Origin of the sequence: Brevibacterium sp. W7.2 (assembly GCF_018137945.1) — a bacterium.
GTDB lineage: Bacteria > Actinomycetota > Actinomycetes > Actinomycetales > Brevibacteriaceae > Brevibacterium > Brevibacterium sanguinis.
Map to the genome: position 1 here is coordinate 2,605,212 of NZ_CP073089.1, position 18,247 is coordinate 2,623,458.

An 18,247-nucleotide genomic window follows, 5' to 3' on the forward strand; every position below is an offset into this window, starting at 1 on the left:
CGTCACCCGACTCGGGCGCGTCGGACCTGACCTCATCGAGATCGGGCCGCCACCCAGTGTCGGGTGGCCGGTCGGCGGAGTCGGCAGACGACATCGGATCACGCATCCTTGGGCACCTGGGAGGAGAGCGCAGCGTTCTGCCCGGTGAGCATCCGTGCGGGAATCGGACCGATCTTCGCGGTCTCCTCGAGCTCTTCGACGATGTGCGCAGGCACCGGATGAGACCGCTGCGTGGCCAGGGAGACGACGATGATCGCCAGCGTCGAGGTCACGATCCCGACACCCATCGGGTCGATGCCGGTGACGTCGACGAGTCCGCTGAGCTGCCACCCCACCGAGGACACAGTCCCTGCGACCATCGAGGCGATCGCCCCGGGCACATTGGCCTTCCTCCACCACGCGGCGGCGACGTAGACGGGGACGAACGCGGCACCGAGCACGGTCGTGGAGAAGATGACCACCTCGGCGACTGCGGGCGGATCGCCCACCGCCACAACGTAGCCGCCCGCGGCGAGGATGAGGACTGTGAAGCGTGAGACCCACACGGAGGCACGCTCGCTCATGTCCCGTTTGATGAAGCGCTGGAAGAGGTCCTGACTGGCGATCGTCCCGGACTGCAGCAAAAGGGCATCAGCGGTCGACATGATCGCGGCCATGATGCCTGCCATGACGATGCCGACGGCGAAGCTCGGCAGCACGGCGTCGGCGACCTGGAACACGGCGAGTTCCGGATTGTCGAGGCCCGGCAGGATGATGAGCGCCATGATGCCGACGATGTAGGGCGCAGGGATGAAGAGCAGGTTGAATCCGGTCGCGTAGAGGCTCGCGGCCCTTGCCACCGACGGCTTCTTCATCGCCATGTGGCTGACGTTGACGTGCGGCCACCCCATGTACCCGATCGAGAAGACGAGCACAGCGCCGACGATGACGCCCCATTGGACATCGGCGTAGCCGCCGGGGCCCCACATCGTGAGCAGATTCGGGTTGATCTCGCCGACCGCCTCATTGCCGGCGGTGAACCCGCCGACGGCCTGGAGCGTGCCGATGAGGATCCACACCATGCCCACGCACATGATGATCGCCTGGACGAAGTCCGTATAGGCGACCGCGAGGTACCCGCCGAGGAAGGTGTAGAAGACGATGACGCCGACGGCGACGAGGAGGGCCCACGCGTACGGAATCCCAGTGACCATCTCGAGGCCGCGACCGCCGGCGATGAACTGGCTCATGACGTAGAAGAAGATGCAGAACAGGGCGATGGGGGCGGCGATCGCCCGGATCCACTTCGACGGGTACCTCTGTTCGAGATAGCCGATCGACGTCAGCGACCCGAGGATCTGGGAGAGCTTGCGCATCCGCCGGCCGAGGATCGAGAGGTTGAGCACCCCGCCGCCGATGTCCCCCATCGCGTACCACAGCGAGAAGTACCCCTGCGTGTAGCCGAGGGACCCGGCGCCGAGGAACATGTACCCCGACATCGATGAGGACTGGAGTCGCAGAGCCGTGACCGCCGGTCCCAGGCTGCGTCCACCGAGGAGGTACCCCTCCGAACCCTGGGACCCGATCCGCATCGTCCACACGCCGATTCCGGCCATGGCGATGAAGTAGATGATGAGGAACCACGTCTCGATATTCATGACCGGTCTCCGGATCCATGCGTCGGGGTGACCGTGCCGGTGGGTCCGCCCGGTCCGTCGGTGAGGGGACCGGGTGCGCCGTCGGCAGCGTCCTCAGCACCCCAGCGGCGTGAGAGGAACACGAAGACGAGGGTGTAGATCACCCAGAGCGCGGGGATGCCGAAGATGATGACGACGGTCGTCGTCGGCAGACCGAACACGAGAACCACCTCTTTGTGATGCGGGACGGAGCGCAGCAGGTGGAGACCGTGCTCCGCGCTGCGCGTCTGTGTCTGCGACACTACCGCGCAACCCGAGCATGCGTCTCACCCGCCCCCTCGTCGTGACAAGATAGGACGAGCTCAGCGCGGTGCGACGGCCTCTGCGGTCGGGGACCGTGCACGACCGTCTTCACCGACCGATGGGAGTCACGCATGGACAGGACCGAACTCTGGCAGCCGAGCCCGCAGCGCATCGAGGGCTCGCAGCTCCGGGCGTTCATGGCCCGGCTCGCCGACACCCACGGGGTTCAGACGCGCGACTACGCCGACCTCCACGCATGGAGCGTCTCCCACCTCGATGAGTTCTGGGAGGCCATCTGGTCCCACTTCGACGTCATCGGCGAGCGCGGCACCGGTCCCGTCCGGGAGGGCGATTCGATCTCCGCGACCCGCTGGTTCCCCGGCGCCGCCCTCAACTACGCGGAGAACCTGCTCCGGCAGGCCGAGGCGACCCCGGACGCCGAGGCGGTCGTCGGCCTCCACGAAACCGGTGCTCGGGAGACCCTGACGTGGGCGCAGCTGCGCGCCCAAGTCGCCTCGCTCGCCGCCCATCTGCGCCGCCTCGGCGTCGGTCCCGGCGACACCGTGTGCGCGGTGCTGCCCGCCATCGTCCAGACCCCGGTCGCCCTGCTCGCGACGGCGAGCCTCGGCGCGATCTGGTCGGTCGTCAACACCGACTTCGGGGTCGACGGCATCGCCGACCGCTTCGCCCAGATCGAACCGCGCGTCCTCTTCACCGTCGACTCCCATGAGTTCGGCGGCACCCACCGCGACCAGCTGGCCCAGCTGCCGGCCGTCCTCGAGGCCCTGCCGACCGTGCGCCACCACATCCTCGTCGACACCCTCACACAGCAGGCTGCCGGCGACCACGAAGCCAGCGGAGTCACCGGCAGCGACGCAGATGCCGCCTCCCTCACGGTGCCGAGCGCACGCTGGAGCGAGATCATCGCCGAGGAGGCGCAGCCGCAGTACGAGCGGGTCGACTTCTCCCATCCGCTCTGGGTGCTCTACTCCTCCGGCACGACCGGCCGGCCCAAGGGCATCGTCCACTCCCACGGCGGGGTCGTCCTCGAATCGCTCAAGGCCAATGCCCTCCAGTACGACGTCCGCCCCGGCGACCGCGTCCACTTCGCGGTCTCGACGACGTGGATGGTCTGGAACCTCATGATCGACGCGATGATGCGCGGGGCGACGATCATCACCTACGACGGCGCCCCGACCTGGCAGCGACCGGATCGACATCTGGCGATCTGCAGCGCGGAGCGTGCGACCCTCTTCTGCGCGGGGGCCGCGGTCCTCTCGATCGGTGCCCGCGCCGGGGCGGTGCCGAAGGACGACCTCGACTTCACATCCCTGCGCACGATCATCTCGACCGGCTCTCCCCTGCCGGCGGAGACCTGGACGTGGGCGTACGAGGCGATCAGAGCCGACATGCTCGTCGGCTCCGACTCCGGCGGCACGGACGTCGCCTCGGGCATCCTCGGGTCGAACCCGCTCGGTGCCGTGTGGCTCGGCGAGCTGCAGGGCCCCTACCTCGGCGTCGACGCCCGCATCGTCGACGGCGACGGGCAGAGCGTCGAGGGAGAGGTCGGCGAGCTCGTCATCGCCGCCCCGATGCCCTCGATGCCCGTGATGTTCTGGAACGACCCGGACGGGTCGAAGTACCGGGCGGCGTACTTCGACGACTTCGCGGGCCTGTGGCGGCAGGGCGATTGGGCGACGAAGATCCCCGGCGGCGGATACGTCATCCACGGCCGGTCGGACGCGACGATCAATCGGGGCGGCATCCGCATGGGCTCGGCCGACATCACCCACGTCGTCGATCAGGTGCCCGGTGTCGCCGAATCGATGGTCCTCGGTGCCGAACTGCCCGGCGGCGGGTACTTCATGCCGCTGTTCGTCGTGCCCGACCCGGGCACGGAGGTCGACGCTGACCTGAGATCCGCGATCACCGAGGCGATCCGCTCCCGCCTGTCCCCGCGCTACGTGCCCGATGAGATCATCGCGGCCCCCGGCATCCCGAAGACGCGGACGGGCAAGACGATGGAGGTGCCGATCAAACGCGTCATCCAGGGCGGTGATCCGGCGGCCGTCAATCGCACGACCGCGGTCGACCCGACGATCGTCGACTGGTACGTCGACGTCGCCCGCGACGTCGCGCAGCGCCACCCCACCGGCTGATGTCCTAGTCGACGCGGAAGTCCCGGTCGTGCAGACCCGTCGCACTGCCGGGGATCGCCGGCCTGCGGTCGGAGATCTGGACGTTGCCGTCCTTGTCCGTCGCCCGCACAGTCACCGTGTGCGACCCGGGTGCGACTCCGGTGAAGACGAACCGCCACTGCCGCCACGTGTCGACGGTGAGCTCCTCGCTGAGTTCGGCGGTGTTCCAGTCGCCGTTGTCGATGCGCACCTGCACCTGCTCGATCCCGGAATGCTGCGCCCACGCCATGCCCGCGGTCACGACTCGCCCGTCCTGTGCCGCCACGGTCGACCCGGCCCGGGGCACGTCGACGCGGGAGGCCACGAGCACGGGTCCGTGGGTCGACCAGCCGCGCGTCGTCCAGTACGCCTGCTTGTCGGCGAACCGAGTGACCTCGAGACTCGTCACCCATTTCGTCGCAGACACGAACCCGTAGAGCCCGGGCACGACGAGGCGGGCGGGAAAGCCGTGGTCGCGCGGCAGGGGCTCACCATTCATCCCCACGGCCAGCAGGGCGGCGCGGTCGTCGGTGAGGACCTCGAGCGGCGTCGAGGCGGTGAAGCCGTCATCGGATCCCGACAGCACCATGTCCGCGCCTGCCTGCGGACCGGCCCGGGCGAGGAGTTCGCGGATCGGGTAGCCCAGCCATTTCGCGTTCCCGATGAGGTCGCCGCCGACCTCGTTCGACACGCAGGTCAGCGTCACATAGTGCTCTTCGAGCGGGAGGCCGAGGAGCTCCTCCATCGTCACCGTCACCTCCCGGTCGACCATGCCGTGGATGCGCAGCGACCACGAATCCGCGGCGACCGCGGGCGGGACGAGGGCCGTGTCGATGCGGTAGAACTCCGCATTCGGGGTGACGATCGGCGCGAGGTCCTCGATGTCGAGCTCGGCACCGTCCGGGACCGGAGGCGCCGAGGAGGCCGGGCGCGGCAGGACGAGCCGGGTGACCGTGCCTGCCGCATTCCGTGCGAGCACCGCCGCCGACTGCCCGGCGGCGATCGCGGCGATGCCGAGGGCGCTCAGACCCGCGGCGATGCCGAAGAACATCCGCCGATCCGGCCCGGCGTCGGTCGGCGGGGCGCCGGCAGGTGGAACCGCGTCGGACAGACCGGTCCCGCCGGGACCGACCCCGACGAGGTGCGTCTGCTCCGGCGCGGCCGCGACCAGGGCCGGCTCCGGAGCGCCGAGGCGCAGCAGCCCGAGGTAGACGGCGCAGCCGAGCAGCACGCCGCCGAGCGCGGGAGCGAAGTCGAGCAGCGTTCCGCCCGTCGTGAAGAGCAGCACGATCGGGAGGACCCCGAGACCGGCGAGGAGGACGAGTGAGAGTCCCCGCCGGGTGCGCCCGAGCAGACCGATGAGGCCGCCGACGATGACGCCGACGGCGGCGATCGTGATGATGAGGGCGAGTTTGTCATGCGTCCCGAACACCGCGATGGCGGCCTTGATGAGCACCGTCGGCATGAGCGGGATGAGCGTCTGCCCGAAGACGAGCAGCGGCGCCGAGGCGGTCGAGAGCACCCCGGCGAGGAACTCGGAGGCGCCGAAGTAGACGAGGGCGGCGACCGCGCCGGCGGTGGCGAAGACGAGCGTGCGGCGGCCGGCCATGGTCTAGGCCAGGTTCCGACGGAGGTCGACGGCGGCGGTGTGGAGACGCTCGAGCATCTCCTGCCCCCGTGCGGGCGGCAGGGTCTTCGCGGCGGCGATCCCGGTGTCGATGAGGACGACGACCTGATCGGCGAGACTGTGGTCGCCGATATCGGGCACCGGGCGCCCCGCCGAGCCGATCCGCGAGAACTCCGCGAGCGCCTCGGCGATGGTCTGCCTCCGCGTCCCCGCCGCGGACTCCCCGACCTGCACGAGCTGGGTGGGGGTGAGGCCGATGATGCGGATACGCAGACGGCGGACCTCGGTGTCGAGGTCCGCCGTCGTGTCGTTCATGTGCTCATCCTACGCGCCGGATTCGGCGCGCAGGCCTCAGTTCCTGAAGTAGGAGAGGAGGCGCAGGATTTCGATGTAGAGCCAGACGAGCGTGGTCATGAGCGAGAACGCGCACAGCCACGAGAAGCGCTCGGGAATGCGCTGCTTGACGCCTTCCTCGATCATCTGGAAGTCCATGATCAGGGTCATCGCGGCGAGCACGGTCGCGACGATGCCGATGACGATGCCCAGCGGGATGCCGAAGATCTCGATCGAGCGGGCGCCGCCGGTGCCGGTGAAGAGGGCGAAGCCGAAGTTGATGAGCGAGAACACGGCGTAGCCGCCGACGGCGATGAGCATGAACTTCATCATCTTCGAGCCGTAGCGCACACCCTTGAACTTGAAGAGGGCGAGCATGACACCGAAGACGGACAGCGTCGCGAGCACGGCCTGGAGGACGATGCCGTCCCACTGGGCTTCGAAGATCGCGGAGATGCCGCCGAGGAACACGCCCTGGAACGCGGCGTAGCCGATGATGAGGCCCTTGTTCGGTTCGCGCTTGAACGCGTTGACGAGACCGAGGACGAGGCCGATGAGCATCGCCGGGAAGGCGAGCACGGGCACGAACCATCCGAGGACGGCGCCGGCGAGGAGGATCGCGAAGAGGATGCCCGTCTTCATCATGACGTCGTCGTACGTCATCGCCCGGTCGTCGACGGGACGACCGGTGTTGCGCTCCTGCGCTGCCGGCTGGTTGAACAGGTCGTTGAGCTGCTGGTCGGACATGACCGGCTGCTGGTTGCGTCCGGCTTGGACGCCTTCTCTGATGGTGCGGTCCATCATGGGGTTACTCACGGTCGAGATCCTTTCGATCTGAGTAGTGGTCTCGCCGTCTGGCGAGTCGAACGTCGCTTGCCAGTCTAGCCGGATCACCTGGACGGTCACTGAGGACTGCGGGGTCCGGGGACAGAGCGTTGCATGATTGCAACACTTCTGCCGACCCGGGTATTCCGCTGCCGGTACGACGCCCGGCCGTCCCCGGCGCGCGAATGGCTGCGGTGGACCGCCTCGGCGAGGTGGGGGCTCAGTTCATCGAGTAGTCCATGGCCGCGCCGGGACCCCACGGGATGCCGGTGAACCACCAGATGAAGAAGAGCAGACCCCAGAAGAGGAACATCGTGAACGAGAGCGGGATCGTGAACGACAGCAGCGTGCCGATGCCCGCGTCCTTCTTGTACCGCTGGATGAAGCCGAGGACGACGACGAAGTACGGCGACATCGGGGAGATGATGTTCGTCGTCGAATCGCCGATCCGGTAGAGCGCCTGCGTCGTCTCCGGGGAGATCGACAGGAGCATGAACATCGGCACGAGGACCGGGGCCATGAGCGTCCACAGACCCGACCCGGAGGTGAGGAAGAGCGCGCCGAGGGCGACGAGCAGCCAGCCGCCGAGCAGGATGACGAAGGTGCTCGTCTCGAGCGAGCCGAAGAGGTCGGCTCCCCGGATCGCGAGGATCTCACCGAGGCTCGACATCTTGAAGAGGGCGAGGAACTGGCTGGCGGCGAAGAAGAGGACGATGACGGGCACGAACGGCAGCAGCCCCTTGCCCATCATCTCCGGGATGTCGGAGACCTTCGTGATCGACCCGGTCGCGTACCCGTAGACGATGCCGACGATGAAGAAGCCGAAGCCGATGATCGCGGCGATGCCGGCCATGAGGCCGGATTCGGGTCCGAAGCCGCCGGCTTCGTCGCGGAGGAACGAATCGGCGGGCAGGGCGAGGAGGAAGAGGATGACCGCGCAGACGACGATCGTGATGACGGCGAAGAGGACGCCGCGCTTCTCCTTGGCGTCGAGTGCCATCTTGACGTCGAAGACGTCCGGATCGTTCTCATCGGGCTCGTCGAGGACCATCGCGTCGGCGCGCTTGGACAGGAGGAGTTCGGTGACGAGGGTGATGGCACCGGCGACGACGAACATCGAGACGAAGTTGAAGTAGAAGTTCGCGACGGGGCTGACGACGTATTCGGGGTCGATGATCTGCGCCGCCGAGGTGGAGAGACCACCGAGGACGGTGTCCATCGCGTTGACCATCGGTGCGGCCGAGTACCCGCCGGAGGTCGCTGCGTAGGCGACGATGCAGCCGAGCAGCGGGTTGCGGCCCACGGCCCGGAACGCGAGTCCGCCGAGCGGGATCATGATCATGTATGAGGCGTCGGAGGCGATCGACGAGGCGGTGCCGGCGAGGGCGACGATGAAGGTGATCCACTTCGGCGAGGCCCCGGCGATCGTGCCGCGCAGCATCGCCGGGATGAGACCGGACTGTTCGGCCACGGCGACGCCGAGGAGGACGATGATGACGAGCCCGAGGGGCGGGAACGTCACGAAGTTCATCACGGCCCCGCCGACGATCTCCCGCAGGGATTCCGTCGTGAAGAGGTTCGTCACCGACACCGTCTCCCCCGTGGCCGGGTTGACGGCGCTGAGCCCGGTGGCCGAGAAGATCGCCGAGAGGATCATGACGACGACGGCGAGGGAGAGGAAGAGCCAGAAGGGATGCGGCAGCTTGTTGCCGGCCTTCTCGATGACGACGAGCACGCGCATCAGCCAGCTCAGTCGGTCGGGGCTCTGCGCCTGGGTGTCGGTGTCGGCTGTTCTCGTCGACATGGTGTCTCCTGGTTCGGGTCGGCGGTGCGCGCGGCGGCACTCTGCGGCCGACTGCACTCGGCGGATGACGTCATCCTGTGAGCGCAGTCACTGAGACAAGATACCAGGATTCGGTTGACTGCCGGGACGCATGCGGTCGGATCCGCCCGCTCGGCCGGGGTCGTGCCGGAGGAGGTGGGGACGTCGGGCGCCAGGCGTCGTGCGGGAGACGGTGGGGACGTCGGGCGCCAGGCGTCGTGCCGGAGCGGGCGGGACGCCGGGCGCCGGATGTCGGACGCTGTCGAGCAGATGCACGGATGCCGGCCACCCTGGCGGGGTAGCCGGCATCCGTGCTGTACGACGCGACGCGGTGCGGCGCCGGGACGGTCAGCGCTCGATGTCTCCGCGGATGAAGGCTTCGACGGCCTCATGCGCCGCGTCGTCGCTCTTCTGCTCCGGCGGGGACTTCATGAAGTACGACGAGGCTGAGATCAGCGCACCGCCGACACCGCGGTCGAGGCCGATCTTCGCGGCGCGCACGGCGTCGATGATGACGCCGGCGGAGTTCGGGGAGTCCCAGACCTCGAGCTTGTATTCGAGGGAGACGGGGGCGTCGCCGAAGTTGCGGCCCTCGAGGCGGACGAACGCCCACTTGCGGTCATCGAGCCATTCGACGTAGTCGCTGGGGCCGATGTGGACGTCGCGGGCGGAGAGCTCGGCCTGGGTGTTCGAGGTCACGGCCTGGGTCTTCGAGATCTTCTTCGACTCGAGGCGCTGGCGTTCGAGCATGTTCTTGAAGTCCATGTTGCCGCCGACGTTGAGCTGGTAGGTCCGGTCGAGGACGACGCCGCGGTCCTCGAAGAGCTTCGCCATGACGCGGTGGGTGATCGTCGCACCGATCTGGGACTTGATGTCGTCACCGACGATCGGCACCCCGGCGGCGCGGAACTTCTCGTCCCATTCCTTCGTCCCGGCGATGAAGACGGGCAGGGCGTTGACGAAGGCAACCTTCGCGTCGATCGCGGCCTGGGCGTAGTACTCGGTGGCTTCCTGGGAGCCGACGGGCAGGTAGCAGACGAGGACGTCGGCCTCGGCGTCGCGCAGGGCCTGGGCGACATCGACGGGGTCGGTGTCGGACTCGACGATCGTCTCGCGGTAGTACTGTCCGAGGCCGTCGAGCGTGGGACCGCGCTGGACGGTCACACCGGTCGGGGGCACCTCGGCGATGGTGATCGTGTTGTTCTCACTCGCGGTGATCGCCTCGGCGATGTCGGTGCCGACCTTCTTGCCGTCGACGTCGAACGCGGCGACGAAGTCGAGATCACCGACGTGATAGTCGCCGAATTCCACGTGCATGAGTCCGGGAACCTTCGTGCCGGGGGCAGCATCCCGGTAGTACTCGACACCCTGGATCAGCGACGACGCACAGTTGCCGAGACCGGCGATGGCGACTCGAATCTTCTTCGTTCCCACGAACTCTCCTTCTGTCCTCTCGGGTCTCCCCGCAGTCCGGGCTGCTGCGCGTGCGCGCGAACCCGAATATCCATCTTAGTGATCACGTCAAAACCGCGGAGCACCCGTCCGCGCCGGGGCCTCGTCAGCTGACGACGAGCGGTTCGAGCACGAGGTCGGGGTGGTTCTTCTGCACACCCTGCAGGCGCCAGCGGTCGGAGAACAGCGCGAGCAGCTCGCCGTCGGAGCGGCTGAGCACCTCGACGTTGCGCTCCCGGGCCAGGGTCGGCACGCACTCAGGGGTGGTGCGCCGGGCGAGGGAGAAGTTGAGGCGTTCGAGCGAGCACGGGGCGTTGAACTCGTTGTTCATCCGGTCCTCGGCGACTTCGAACTGCATCGGACCGACGGCCCCGAGGACCGGTGCCTGGTCGCCGCGCAGGTCCGAGCGCAGCACCTGGATGACGCCTTCGTGGTCGAGCTGTTCGATGCCGCGCCGGAACTGCTTGTACTTCGAGGAGTCCTTGGCGCGGATGACCATGAAGTGCTCGGGCGAGAACGTCGGGATGCCGGGGAACTCGACCTTCTTGTCGAGGTAGAGCGAATCGCCGACGCGCAGCGCGCTGGCGTTGACGAGGCCGACGACATCCCCGGGGAACGCTTCGTCGACGACGTCGCGGTCACGGCCGAAGACCTGCTGCGCGTACTTCGTCGCGAACGGCTTGCCGGTGGCCGAATGTGTGAGCACGCTGCCGCGTTCGAACACGCCCGAGCACACCCGGATGTAGGCGAGACGGTCGCGGTGGTTGGAATCCATGCCGGCCTGCACCTTGAAGACGAACCCGGAGAAGGGGGCGTCGACGTCACGGGGGTTGTCGTCCTTGTCCTCGCGCGCCTCGGCGGCCGGAGCGAGATCGACGAGCATGTCGAGGAGCTTGTGGATGCCGAAGTTGAGCACCGCCGAGGCGAACATCACCGGCGTCGACTTGCCGGCGAGGAACGTCGCCTGGTCGTGGTTCTGGTCCTCCATGTCGAGGAGCTCGGATTCGTCGACCGCCGTCGTCCACGCATCGCCTTCGAGCTCAGCGGCGGCGTCTGCCGACAGGGTCTCCTCACCGGCGATCGTCGCGCCGCCGTCGGTGCGCGTGTACTTCGTGTACTCGCCGGTGACACGGTCGAGGACGCCGCGGAAGTCACCGGAATGGCCGACCGGCCAGGTGATCGGCGTCGGCAGGAGGCCGGTGCGCTCGTGGACCTCGTCCATGAGGGCGAGCGGGTCGAGGCCCGGGCGGTCCCACTTGTTGACGACGGTGATGATCGGGATGTTGCGGTGGGCGCAGACTTCGAAGAGCTTCATCGTCTGCGACTCGAGGCCCTTCGCGGCGTCGATGAGCATGACCGCGCAGTCGACGGCGGAGAGGACGCGGTAGGTGTCCTCGGAGAAGTCCGCGTGGCCGGGGGTGTCGACGAGGTTGAAGACCGCGTCGCGATACTCGAACTGGAGGGCGGCCGAGGAGATCGAGATGCCGCGGTCCTGCTCCATCTGCATCCAGTCGGAGACGGTCGCGCGGCGGCCCGCCTTGCCGTGGGTGGCTCCGGCCTGACCGATCGCCTTCGCGTGGAGGGCGAGCGCCTCGGTGGTCGTCGATTTGCCGGCGTCCGGGTGCGAGATCACTGCGAAGGTGCGGCGACGCGCCGCCTGCGTGCGGATCTCTTTGTCAGAATATTGGCCAGAAGTCACCAAAATATCCTACCGCCGATCGGGCTGGGAGTCCCTGTCCGATCAGTCACAGTCGACCGTGATCCCAGGCTCCTTTCGGAGAGTCCGCTTAGGCTGAGTGGCGATGACTGAGGAATACGTTGACTACGCCGGCCGGTCGGAGCCGAAGGAGCGGTGGCTCAAGGCCTCCCCGCTCATCATCGCCGGCGTCCTCGGAGTCCCGCTGCTCGCGCTGGCGGTGCTCTTCTCCCTGTCGATCGCGCAGATCGCGAAGTTCATGTTCGATCTCGGCACCACAGGGTGGGACGTCGTCGGAATCGTCTTCCTCAGCCTCTCGGGTGCCCTCTGCGTGCTGCTGTGGATCGCGTTCCTCTTCATCGGTTCGCGCCGCCGCACCTGGCGCTGGCGGATCTCCTGGGCGGCCGCAGCGCTCCTCGTCGCCGCGGCACTGCCCCTGTGGTGGCTGTTCGCCGGATACCTCACCGGCAACCCCGCCCCGATGTAGCTCCGGCGGACCGCCGGAGGCCTCGCGACGTCGGGATCGTTGCGGCGCTCGGACCCCGGCGGCGTCCGGACGCCTGCGGCGCACTGCGCACTACCCGAAGCGTCACACGCCACCCGGAGCTCCACTCCCGCCTCGGCGCGCGATGCACACCGCTGAGCACCACACACACCGCGCGGCTTCACGAGAACTACCCTGAGCACGACACGCACCCCGTGCACGCGGTGTGCATGCAACTCCACGTGCGTGATGGGTCGATCGCACCGACGCAACAGGCCACCTGCGGCTTCACCAGCGCGTCGCCCGGGTCGTTCGGCCGTAGTCTGTCGCGGTCACATCGACGACCAGAGCGTCGTACATGTCCGTCATGGCGACAACAGTGTGTGCATGGTCCATCAGGAGCCCCGCGCTGTCGCCGAGCGCCTCGCGCACCGGGTCGGGCACGATCTGCCGAGAACCGTTCGCAAATGACCGCAGAAGCTTCAACCTCTGCTCCCGCGATTCAAATCCCATTTCATAGAGCAGCCAGTGGAACAGGTGCATGAGGGCGGTGTCACGATCAAAGTCGCCATGCGCGGACATCGCGTTCTCTTCTGCGGAGCTGAGAACGAAGGATGAGTGAAGAGCCAATCCGAAATCGCTGAATAGCAGCGTGCCATCGCGAACCAGAATGTTGCCCGGATGCAGATCGAAGTGCTGGAAATGTCGCGACTTCATCCACGTCGTCGCCTCGAGGATTTGGGCGACGGCGTCGGAGAATATGGTTCCTGCTCGCCGGGAGGCGACGCTGCTGCGCAGCCACGATGCCAACGTCTCTGGAACATATTCGAGCACGAGCAGCAGGCTGCTGCGTGACGCTCGGAGGGAATCGATCTCTCTTCGGATCTTCGGCCAATATCTCCCCCACCGTTGACGGACCTCTGCGACATCGAACTCACTGAAGTCGACATCGCAAGTGACATCCGCAATGCGCCAGTCCAGCAGCAGCGGGAAGAAGTCGGCCTCGCGTTCCCACACCCAAGCAGAGGTGAGCTGATGAGCAGCCAGCTCTCTTCCGACGCCGTGCGAAGGACTGACGAGACCGTAGTGACTGGTGACAGGCAGATCGAGCCAGCTCCGTGTCGCAGTGGGAGCGAGATTCTGCTCAGCGGTGAGCGGCATCTGCTTGATGAAAACCTTCGACCCTCGAAACTGCGCAACCCTTGTCGTGCCTCCGATGCCGACACCGACCACTCGTGAACCGTAGAGGAGGTCCATCGTTTCCTCGTCGTCCAGCGCAGCCAGTTCATCGGCGATTGCCTTCGCTCGAGTCAAACGATCGCTCACGACTTCACTCTAACGCCACACCCACCTCGGCGCGCGATGCACACCGCTGAGCTCCGCACACACCGCGCAGCTTCGCGAGAACTACCCGGAGCACGACACACACCCCGTGCACGCGGTGTGTGTGCAACTCCACGTGCGGGATGGGTCGCTCGCACCGGGGCCAGAGGACCCCGAGACGCACGACCACCGAAGCGCCGTCGCTCACTGAGGCCGACCCGCGAACGACGAACGGCGACCGGCTACAGCAGGGCCAGGGCCTTCGCGATGCGCTTCTCCGAGACCGGCTGCGGGGTGCCCAAGCCGTTCGCGTAGAGGCTGACGCGCAGCTCCTCGAGCTGGACGAGCACCGCTCGCCACTCACTCGGCACCGCGACGAGCCACCGGTTCCACGGCTCGGATCCCAGTCCCGGGAAACGGGTCGCGAGCTTCTTCGCGACCGCCTCGGCGCTGCCGGTCACCCGATCCATGAGCTGACGATCACGCATCGGAGAGTCCTGCATGGCGCCGATGCGGACCGTCTCCGCCTCGACCCACCGCGGCAGAGCGCTCACCATCGCCGGTGTCATCGCCGCGATCGCCGCCGCACTGACCCGTGATCCGGTCCAGGCCTGGACATCGGCGAGATTGGCGAGGATCGTCAGCGACGACGCCGACGACATCAGCTTCTCGAGCTCGGTGGCGCGGCGCAGCGCCGTGATGACCGCAGGCAGCAGCGTCGCCGTGACCTCGGTGATCTGCGCATTCACCGCAGTCCGCAGCCGGGAGAATGCCGCCTCATCGCCGACCCACGACGTCTCGGCAGGTCCGAGCTCGGACTCGACGATGCCGCGCACGCCGGCGCGCACGATGGCGGCGAGCAGCTCATCGGAGCGCTTCTGATGCCCGGCGAGGACGAGCTTCTCCTCCGTCGTCAGCCCGTCCCGCAGATAGTTCAGCGCCTCACCCGCACCCAGGCTGAGCAGGGTGATGACCGCCTCCCGGCTGGCCAGGCGCGCCTGGACCGCGGTGTCGAAGGCGACGAGGTCGACGCTCTCTCCGCGATCGGCGAGCCCGGGCACGACACCGGCATCGGCGGTGTCCGGATCCGCCAGCTGCCCGATGCTCCACGAGGTCAGCCCCCGCTTCTCGGTGAATGCCGAGGCCTTCACGCGCGCCTTCTTCACCTGCGGCTTCGCGGTCTTCGTCAGCACGCTGAGGTCCTCACCGAGGCCGACGGTCCTCGTCCCGTCGACGAGGCGGAAGCGGATGCGCAGATGCGCGGGAATCCGCTCCCGATCGAAGTCGTCGGCCGACACGGTGATCGGCACGAGGTCCTGGAGGCCTCCGCCGCCCGCGCGGTCACTGAGGTGGGCGGCGAGCACCTCGGGAAGGCTCCCCTGATACGGGGTGAGGGCGGGCAGGATCTCCCGCGCGACGTCCGGGGCGGGAACGAAGTAGCGTCGCTTGTTCTTCGGCAGCGACCGGATGTAGGCGGCGACGAGCTCCTCGCGCAGACCCGGCACCTGCCAGCTGAACTCGTTGGGATCGACGAGCGGGACCGCCGCTGCCGGGATCTCGACGGTGACCCCGTCCTCCGTCGATCCGGGGTCGAACGAGTAGCGCAGCTTCGCCGCCGTCCCGTCGGCGAGCTCCCATTCCATGGGATAGTCCTCAGCCACCGAGGCGGTCAGCGACTCGCTGTCTTCGCTGAGCAGCACCGCGGTCGTGAGGTCGAGCAGGTGCGGATCGCGCCGCTTCTGCCCCTTCCACCACGACCGGAGATCCGCCGCCGAGGTGACCGTGGCGGGAATCCTGGCATCGTAGAAGTCGAAGAGGGCGTCGTCCTGGTCGAGGACCCGACGGTTCCTGGTCCGCGAGGCGAGTTCCTCCGCCTCCTCGACGACGGCGGCATTGTGGTCGAGGAAGCCGAACCGCTCACGCCAGTCACCGTCGATGAGGCCGTTGCGGATGAGCATGTCCCTGGCCGCGGCCGCATCGATCGTGCCGTAGCCGACCCGTCTGTCGCTGGCGAGCGTGACGCCGTAGAGCGCGATCTTCTCGTGCACCATCGCCGCCCCCGCCGTCCGCGACCAGTGCGGTTCCGAATGCTGCCGGGTCACGAGGTCGCCAGCGGCGTCGATGACCCAGTCGGGGTCGATCGCCGCGACCGTGCGCGCCCACAGCCGCGAGGTCTCGACGAGCTCGGCGGCCATGACGAAGTCGGGATTGACCTTGAACAGCCCCGATCCCGGGAAGATCGCGAACCGCGTGCCGCGCGCCCCCTGGTAGTCCTTGTGCTTCTCCGAGCGCGACCCGATCATCGACAGCAGCCCGGTGAGCAGCGCCCGGTGGATCGCCACGGCTCGCAGGTCGAGCTTCATCGCCGCGGCGTCGGCTCCGCGGCCCGGCTCGACTCCCCCGCGGGCCTTCTTCGCCTGCTTCTTCGCCGCCGTGAGCTCGGCGAACCCGATTTTGCCCTGTCCGCTTCGGTTCTCAGACGATGTCCTCGCCGAGGCGACCGCCCCCTGACCGCGGCCCTGAACTCGGCGGTTCGCCCCCTGGTGTCCGGCACCGTCTCGTCCGGCACGGCTGTCATCTCCGCCGGCAGCCGCCTCGGTGTCGCCCTGACGCCAGGTCGGACGGTCGACCCGGATGCCCGCGGACCCGAGCAGGGAGCGGAGCTGGCCGACGAGGTCCTGCCATTCGCGGATCCGGACGAAGTTGAGGAACTCGGCCTTCATCTGCCGACGGAACTTCGACGACGACATCGACGCCTGCGCGTCCTCGAGGTAGTTCCACAGGTTGAGGTAGGAGAGGAAGTCGCTGCCGCGATGGACGAACCGGGCGTGCTTCTCATCGGCGGCGGCCCGCACCTCGGTGGGGCGCTCGCGCGGATCCTGGATCGACAGGGCGGCGACGATGACGAGGACCTCTCCCCCTACCCCGGCCTCGGCACCGGCGATGACCATCCGCGCCAGCCTGGGGTCGATGGGGAGGACGGAGAGCTTCCTGCCGGTCGGGGTCACCGTGATGGCGCCCGACTTGTCACTCGTCAGTGCCCCGAGTTCGGCGAGGAGCGTGCGCCCGTCACGGACTGCCTTGGCATCGGGCGGGGTGAGGAACGGGAAGCCGAGGATCTCCTCGTCGGATGAGGCGAACCCGAGGTCGGCCATCTGGAGGATGACGCTGGCGAGGTTGGTCCGCAGGATCTCAGGGTCGGTGAACTCCGGCCGGGACTCGAAGTCGGCCTCCGAGTAGAGACGGATTGTGATGCCCTCGCTCGTCCGTCCGGAGCGGCCCTTGCGCTGGTTCGCGCTGGCCTGCGAGATCCGCTCGATCGGCAGCCGCTGGACTCGGGTCCGGTTGGAGTAGCGGGAGATGCGGGCGGTGCCGACGTCGATGACGTATTTGATGCCCGGCACCGTCAGGGACGTCTCGGCGACGTTCGTGGCGAGGACGATGCGCGGACGCGAATGGGGTCGGAAGACCTTCTGCTGCTCACCGGCCGAGAGCCGGGCGAAGAGCGGGATGACCTCCCACTGGCGCATCCGCGGGTTCTTCCGCACATGCGCCTCGAGGGCGTCAGCGGTGTCGCGGATCTCGCGCTCTCCGGAGAGGAAGACGAGGATGTCGCCCGGTTCTTCGGCGCTGAGTTCGTCGACAGCGGCGATGATGCCGTCGATCTGGTCCTCGACCCCGGTCTCGTAGTCCCCGGATTCGCCGGGTCCATCGACGTCATCGTCGGCGGTGTCGTCGGTCAGGGGCCGGTAGCGGACCTCGACCGGATAGGTTCGGCCCTCGACTTCGATGATCGGGGCGTCGTCGAAGTGCTGCGAGAAGGATTCGGGGTCGATCGTCGCCGAGGTGATGATGATCTTGAGATCGGGCCGCTGCCGGCGCACCTCTTTGAGGTAGCCGAGGAGGAAGTCGATGTTGAGGCTGCGTTCGTGCGCCTCGTCGATGATGATGACCTCGTAGTCGCGCAGCAGTTTGTCGCGGGAGAGCTCGGAGAGGAGGATGCCGTCGGTCATCACCTTGATCCGGGTCTCGTCGGCGACCTGCGCGGTGAACCGCACCTGATAGCCGACGGTGCCCCCGAGGTCCTCGCCGAGTTCGTCGGCGATGCGTTCGGCCACGGTGCGCGCGGCGATGCGCCGCGGCTGGGTGTGACCGATCATGCCCTCGACGCCGAGGCCGAGGTCGAGGCAGATCTTCGGCAGCTGCGTCGTCTTGCCCGACCCGGTCTCACCGGCGATGATGACGACCTGGTTGTCGCGGATCGCCTCGGCGATCTCATCCTTCGCCGCACTGACCGGAAGTTCCTCCGGGTATGTCACCGCCACGGGGTGGGCGGCCCGCGACTCCCGCAGGCGGGCACGGCGCTCGCGGTGCTCGGCCCCGGTCATGCCCCGGCGGCCGCGGCGCTTCGCCGACCCGCCTCGGCGGGATCCTCTTCTGCCGCGGGACCGCTCGCTGGGAGTGCGCTCATCGGCCGGGCGCTCGCTGCTCACCGGGCGCTCATCGGTACGGCGCTCGTCGTTCCGGGAGGTGTTCTGGTGCTCGGGTGCTGCCGAGTTCTCGTCTGCCATCTCACCTCCCAGCTTATC

The 18,247-nt window shown here is 67.9% G+C and carries 12 protein-coding genes; 2 read left to right on the forward strand and 10 right to left on the reverse strand.

Annotated elements, in window-relative coordinates; translation table 11 throughout:
* Positions 1-98: 98 nt before the first annotated feature.
* Positions 99-1,637 carry a sodium/proline symporter gene (locus tag J9315_RS11725; RefSeq protein WP_198498285.1) on the reverse strand — a complete coding sequence of 513 codons (1,539 nt, stop codon included), beginning with the start codon at positions 1,635-1,637 and terminating at the stop codon, positions 99-101.
* On the reverse strand, positions 1,634-1,918 hold the full coding sequence (locus J9315_RS11730; protein ID WP_198501039.1) for a hypothetical protein: 285 nt from the start codon (positions 1,916-1,918) through the stop codon (positions 1,634-1,636). Before J9315_RS11730 ends, J9315_RS11725 begins: the two co-directional genes overlap by 4 nt.
* A 132-nt stretch (positions 1,919-2,050) precedes the next feature.
* Between J9315_RS11730 and J9315_RS11735 the strand changes: the two genes are divergently transcribed.
* Complete coding sequence (locus tag J9315_RS11735; RefSeq protein ID WP_198498284.1) at positions 2,051-4,078, forward strand: acetoacetate--CoA ligase; 2,028 nt, start codon at positions 2,051-2,053, stop codon at positions 4,076-4,078.
* Positions 4,079-4,082: 4 nt separating this feature from the next.
* On the opposite strand, the gene J9315_RS11740 is transcribed toward J9315_RS11735, so the two are convergent.
* The 6 genes from J9315_RS11740 to J9315_RS11765 all read right to left on the reverse strand — a co-directional run bounded on the left by J9315_RS11740 (position 4,083) and on the right by J9315_RS11765 (position 11,854).
* Positions 4,083-5,705 (reverse strand): molybdopterin-dependent oxidoreductase, encoded by a 1,623-nt coding sequence (locus J9315_RS11740; RefSeq protein WP_198498283.1) that lies wholly within the window; start codon positions 5,703-5,705, stop codon positions 4,083-4,085.
* Between the two features lie 3 nt (positions 5,706-5,708).
* Complete coding sequence (locus tag J9315_RS11745) at positions 5,709-6,038, reverse strand: hypothetical protein (protein ID WP_198498282.1); 330 nt, start codon at positions 6,036-6,038, stop codon at positions 5,709-5,711.
* 36 nt (positions 6,039-6,074) lie between these two features.
* Positions 6,075-6,860 carry a Bax inhibitor-1/YccA family protein gene (locus J9315_RS11750; protein WP_198500924.1) on the reverse strand — a complete coding sequence of 262 codons (786 nt, stop codon included), beginning with the start codon at positions 6,858-6,860 and terminating at the stop codon, positions 6,075-6,077.
* A 241-nt stretch (positions 6,861-7,101) separates the two neighbouring features.
* Positions 7,102-8,685 (reverse strand): AbgT family transporter, encoded by a 1,584-nt coding sequence (locus J9315_RS11755; protein WP_198498281.1) that lies wholly within the window; start codon positions 8,683-8,685, stop codon positions 7,102-7,104.
* 366 nt (positions 8,686-9,051) lie between these two features.
* Entirely contained in the window at positions 9,052-10,137 is a 1,086-nt protein-coding gene (locus tag J9315_RS11760) for an inositol-3-phosphate synthase (protein WP_198498280.1), read from the reverse strand.
* Positions 10,138-10,261: 124 nt separating this feature from the next.
* Positions 10,262-11,854 carry a peptide chain release factor 3 gene (locus tag J9315_RS11765; protein ID WP_198498279.1) on the reverse strand — a complete coding sequence of 531 codons (1,593 nt, stop codon included), beginning with the start codon at positions 11,852-11,854 and terminating at the stop codon, positions 10,262-10,264.
* A 103-nt stretch (positions 11,855-11,957) separates the two neighbouring features.
* Between J9315_RS11765 and J9315_RS11770 the strand changes: the two genes are divergently transcribed.
* Positions 11,958-12,338, forward strand: coding sequence for a hypothetical protein (locus J9315_RS11770; protein WP_198498278.1), 381 nt, complete (start codon positions 11,958-11,960; stop codon positions 12,336-12,338).
* Positions 12,339-12,623: 285 nt separating this feature from the next.
* On the opposite strand, the gene J9315_RS11775 is transcribed toward J9315_RS11770, so the two are convergent.
* Together J9315_RS11775 and hrpA are read right to left on the reverse strand one after the other, a co-directional pair.
* Positions 12,624-13,661, reverse strand: a complete 1,038-nt coding sequence (locus J9315_RS11775; RefSeq protein ID WP_198498277.1) for a hypothetical protein — start codon at positions 13,659-13,661, stop codon at positions 12,624-12,626.
* A gap of 239 nt (positions 13,662-13,900) precedes the next feature.
* A complete protein-coding gene (hrpA, locus tag J9315_RS11780; RefSeq protein WP_198498276.1) occupies positions 13,901-18,229 on the reverse strand; it encodes an ATP-dependent RNA helicase HrpA in 4,329 nt (1,442 codons plus the stop codon).
* Positions 18,230-18,247: the final 18 nt, after the last annotated feature.

Coding starts and splice junctions, on each gene's coding strand:
- J9315_RS11735 (WP_198498284.1), top strand. CDS start 2,051: ATGGACAGGACCGAACTCTGGCAGCCGAGCCCGCAGCGCATCGAGGGC.
- J9315_RS11750 (WP_198500924.1), bottom strand. CDS start 6,860: ATGATGGACCGCACCATCAGAGAAGGCGTCCAAGCCGGACGCAACCAG.
- J9315_RS11745 (WP_198498282.1), bottom strand. CDS start 6,038: ATGAACGACACGACGGCGGACCTCGACACCGAGGTCCGCCGTCTGCGT.
- J9315_RS11755 (WP_198498281.1), bottom strand. CDS start 8,685: ATGTCGACGAGAACAGCCGACACCGACACCCAGGCGCAGAGCCCCGAC.
- hrpA (WP_198498276.1), bottom strand. CDS start 18,229: ATGGCAGACGAGAACTCGGCAGCACCCGAGCACCAGAACACCTCCCGG.
- J9315_RS11725 (WP_198498285.1), bottom strand. CDS start 1,637: ATGAATATCGAGACGTGGTTCCTCATCATCTACTTCATCGCCATGGCC.
- J9315_RS11740 (WP_198498283.1), bottom strand. CDS start 5,705: ATGGCCGGCCGCCGCACGCTCGTCTTCGCCACCGCCGGCGCGGTCGCC.
- J9315_RS11770 (WP_198498278.1), top strand. CDS start 11,958: ATGACTGAGGAATACGTTGACTACGCCGGCCGGTCGGAGCCGAAGGAG.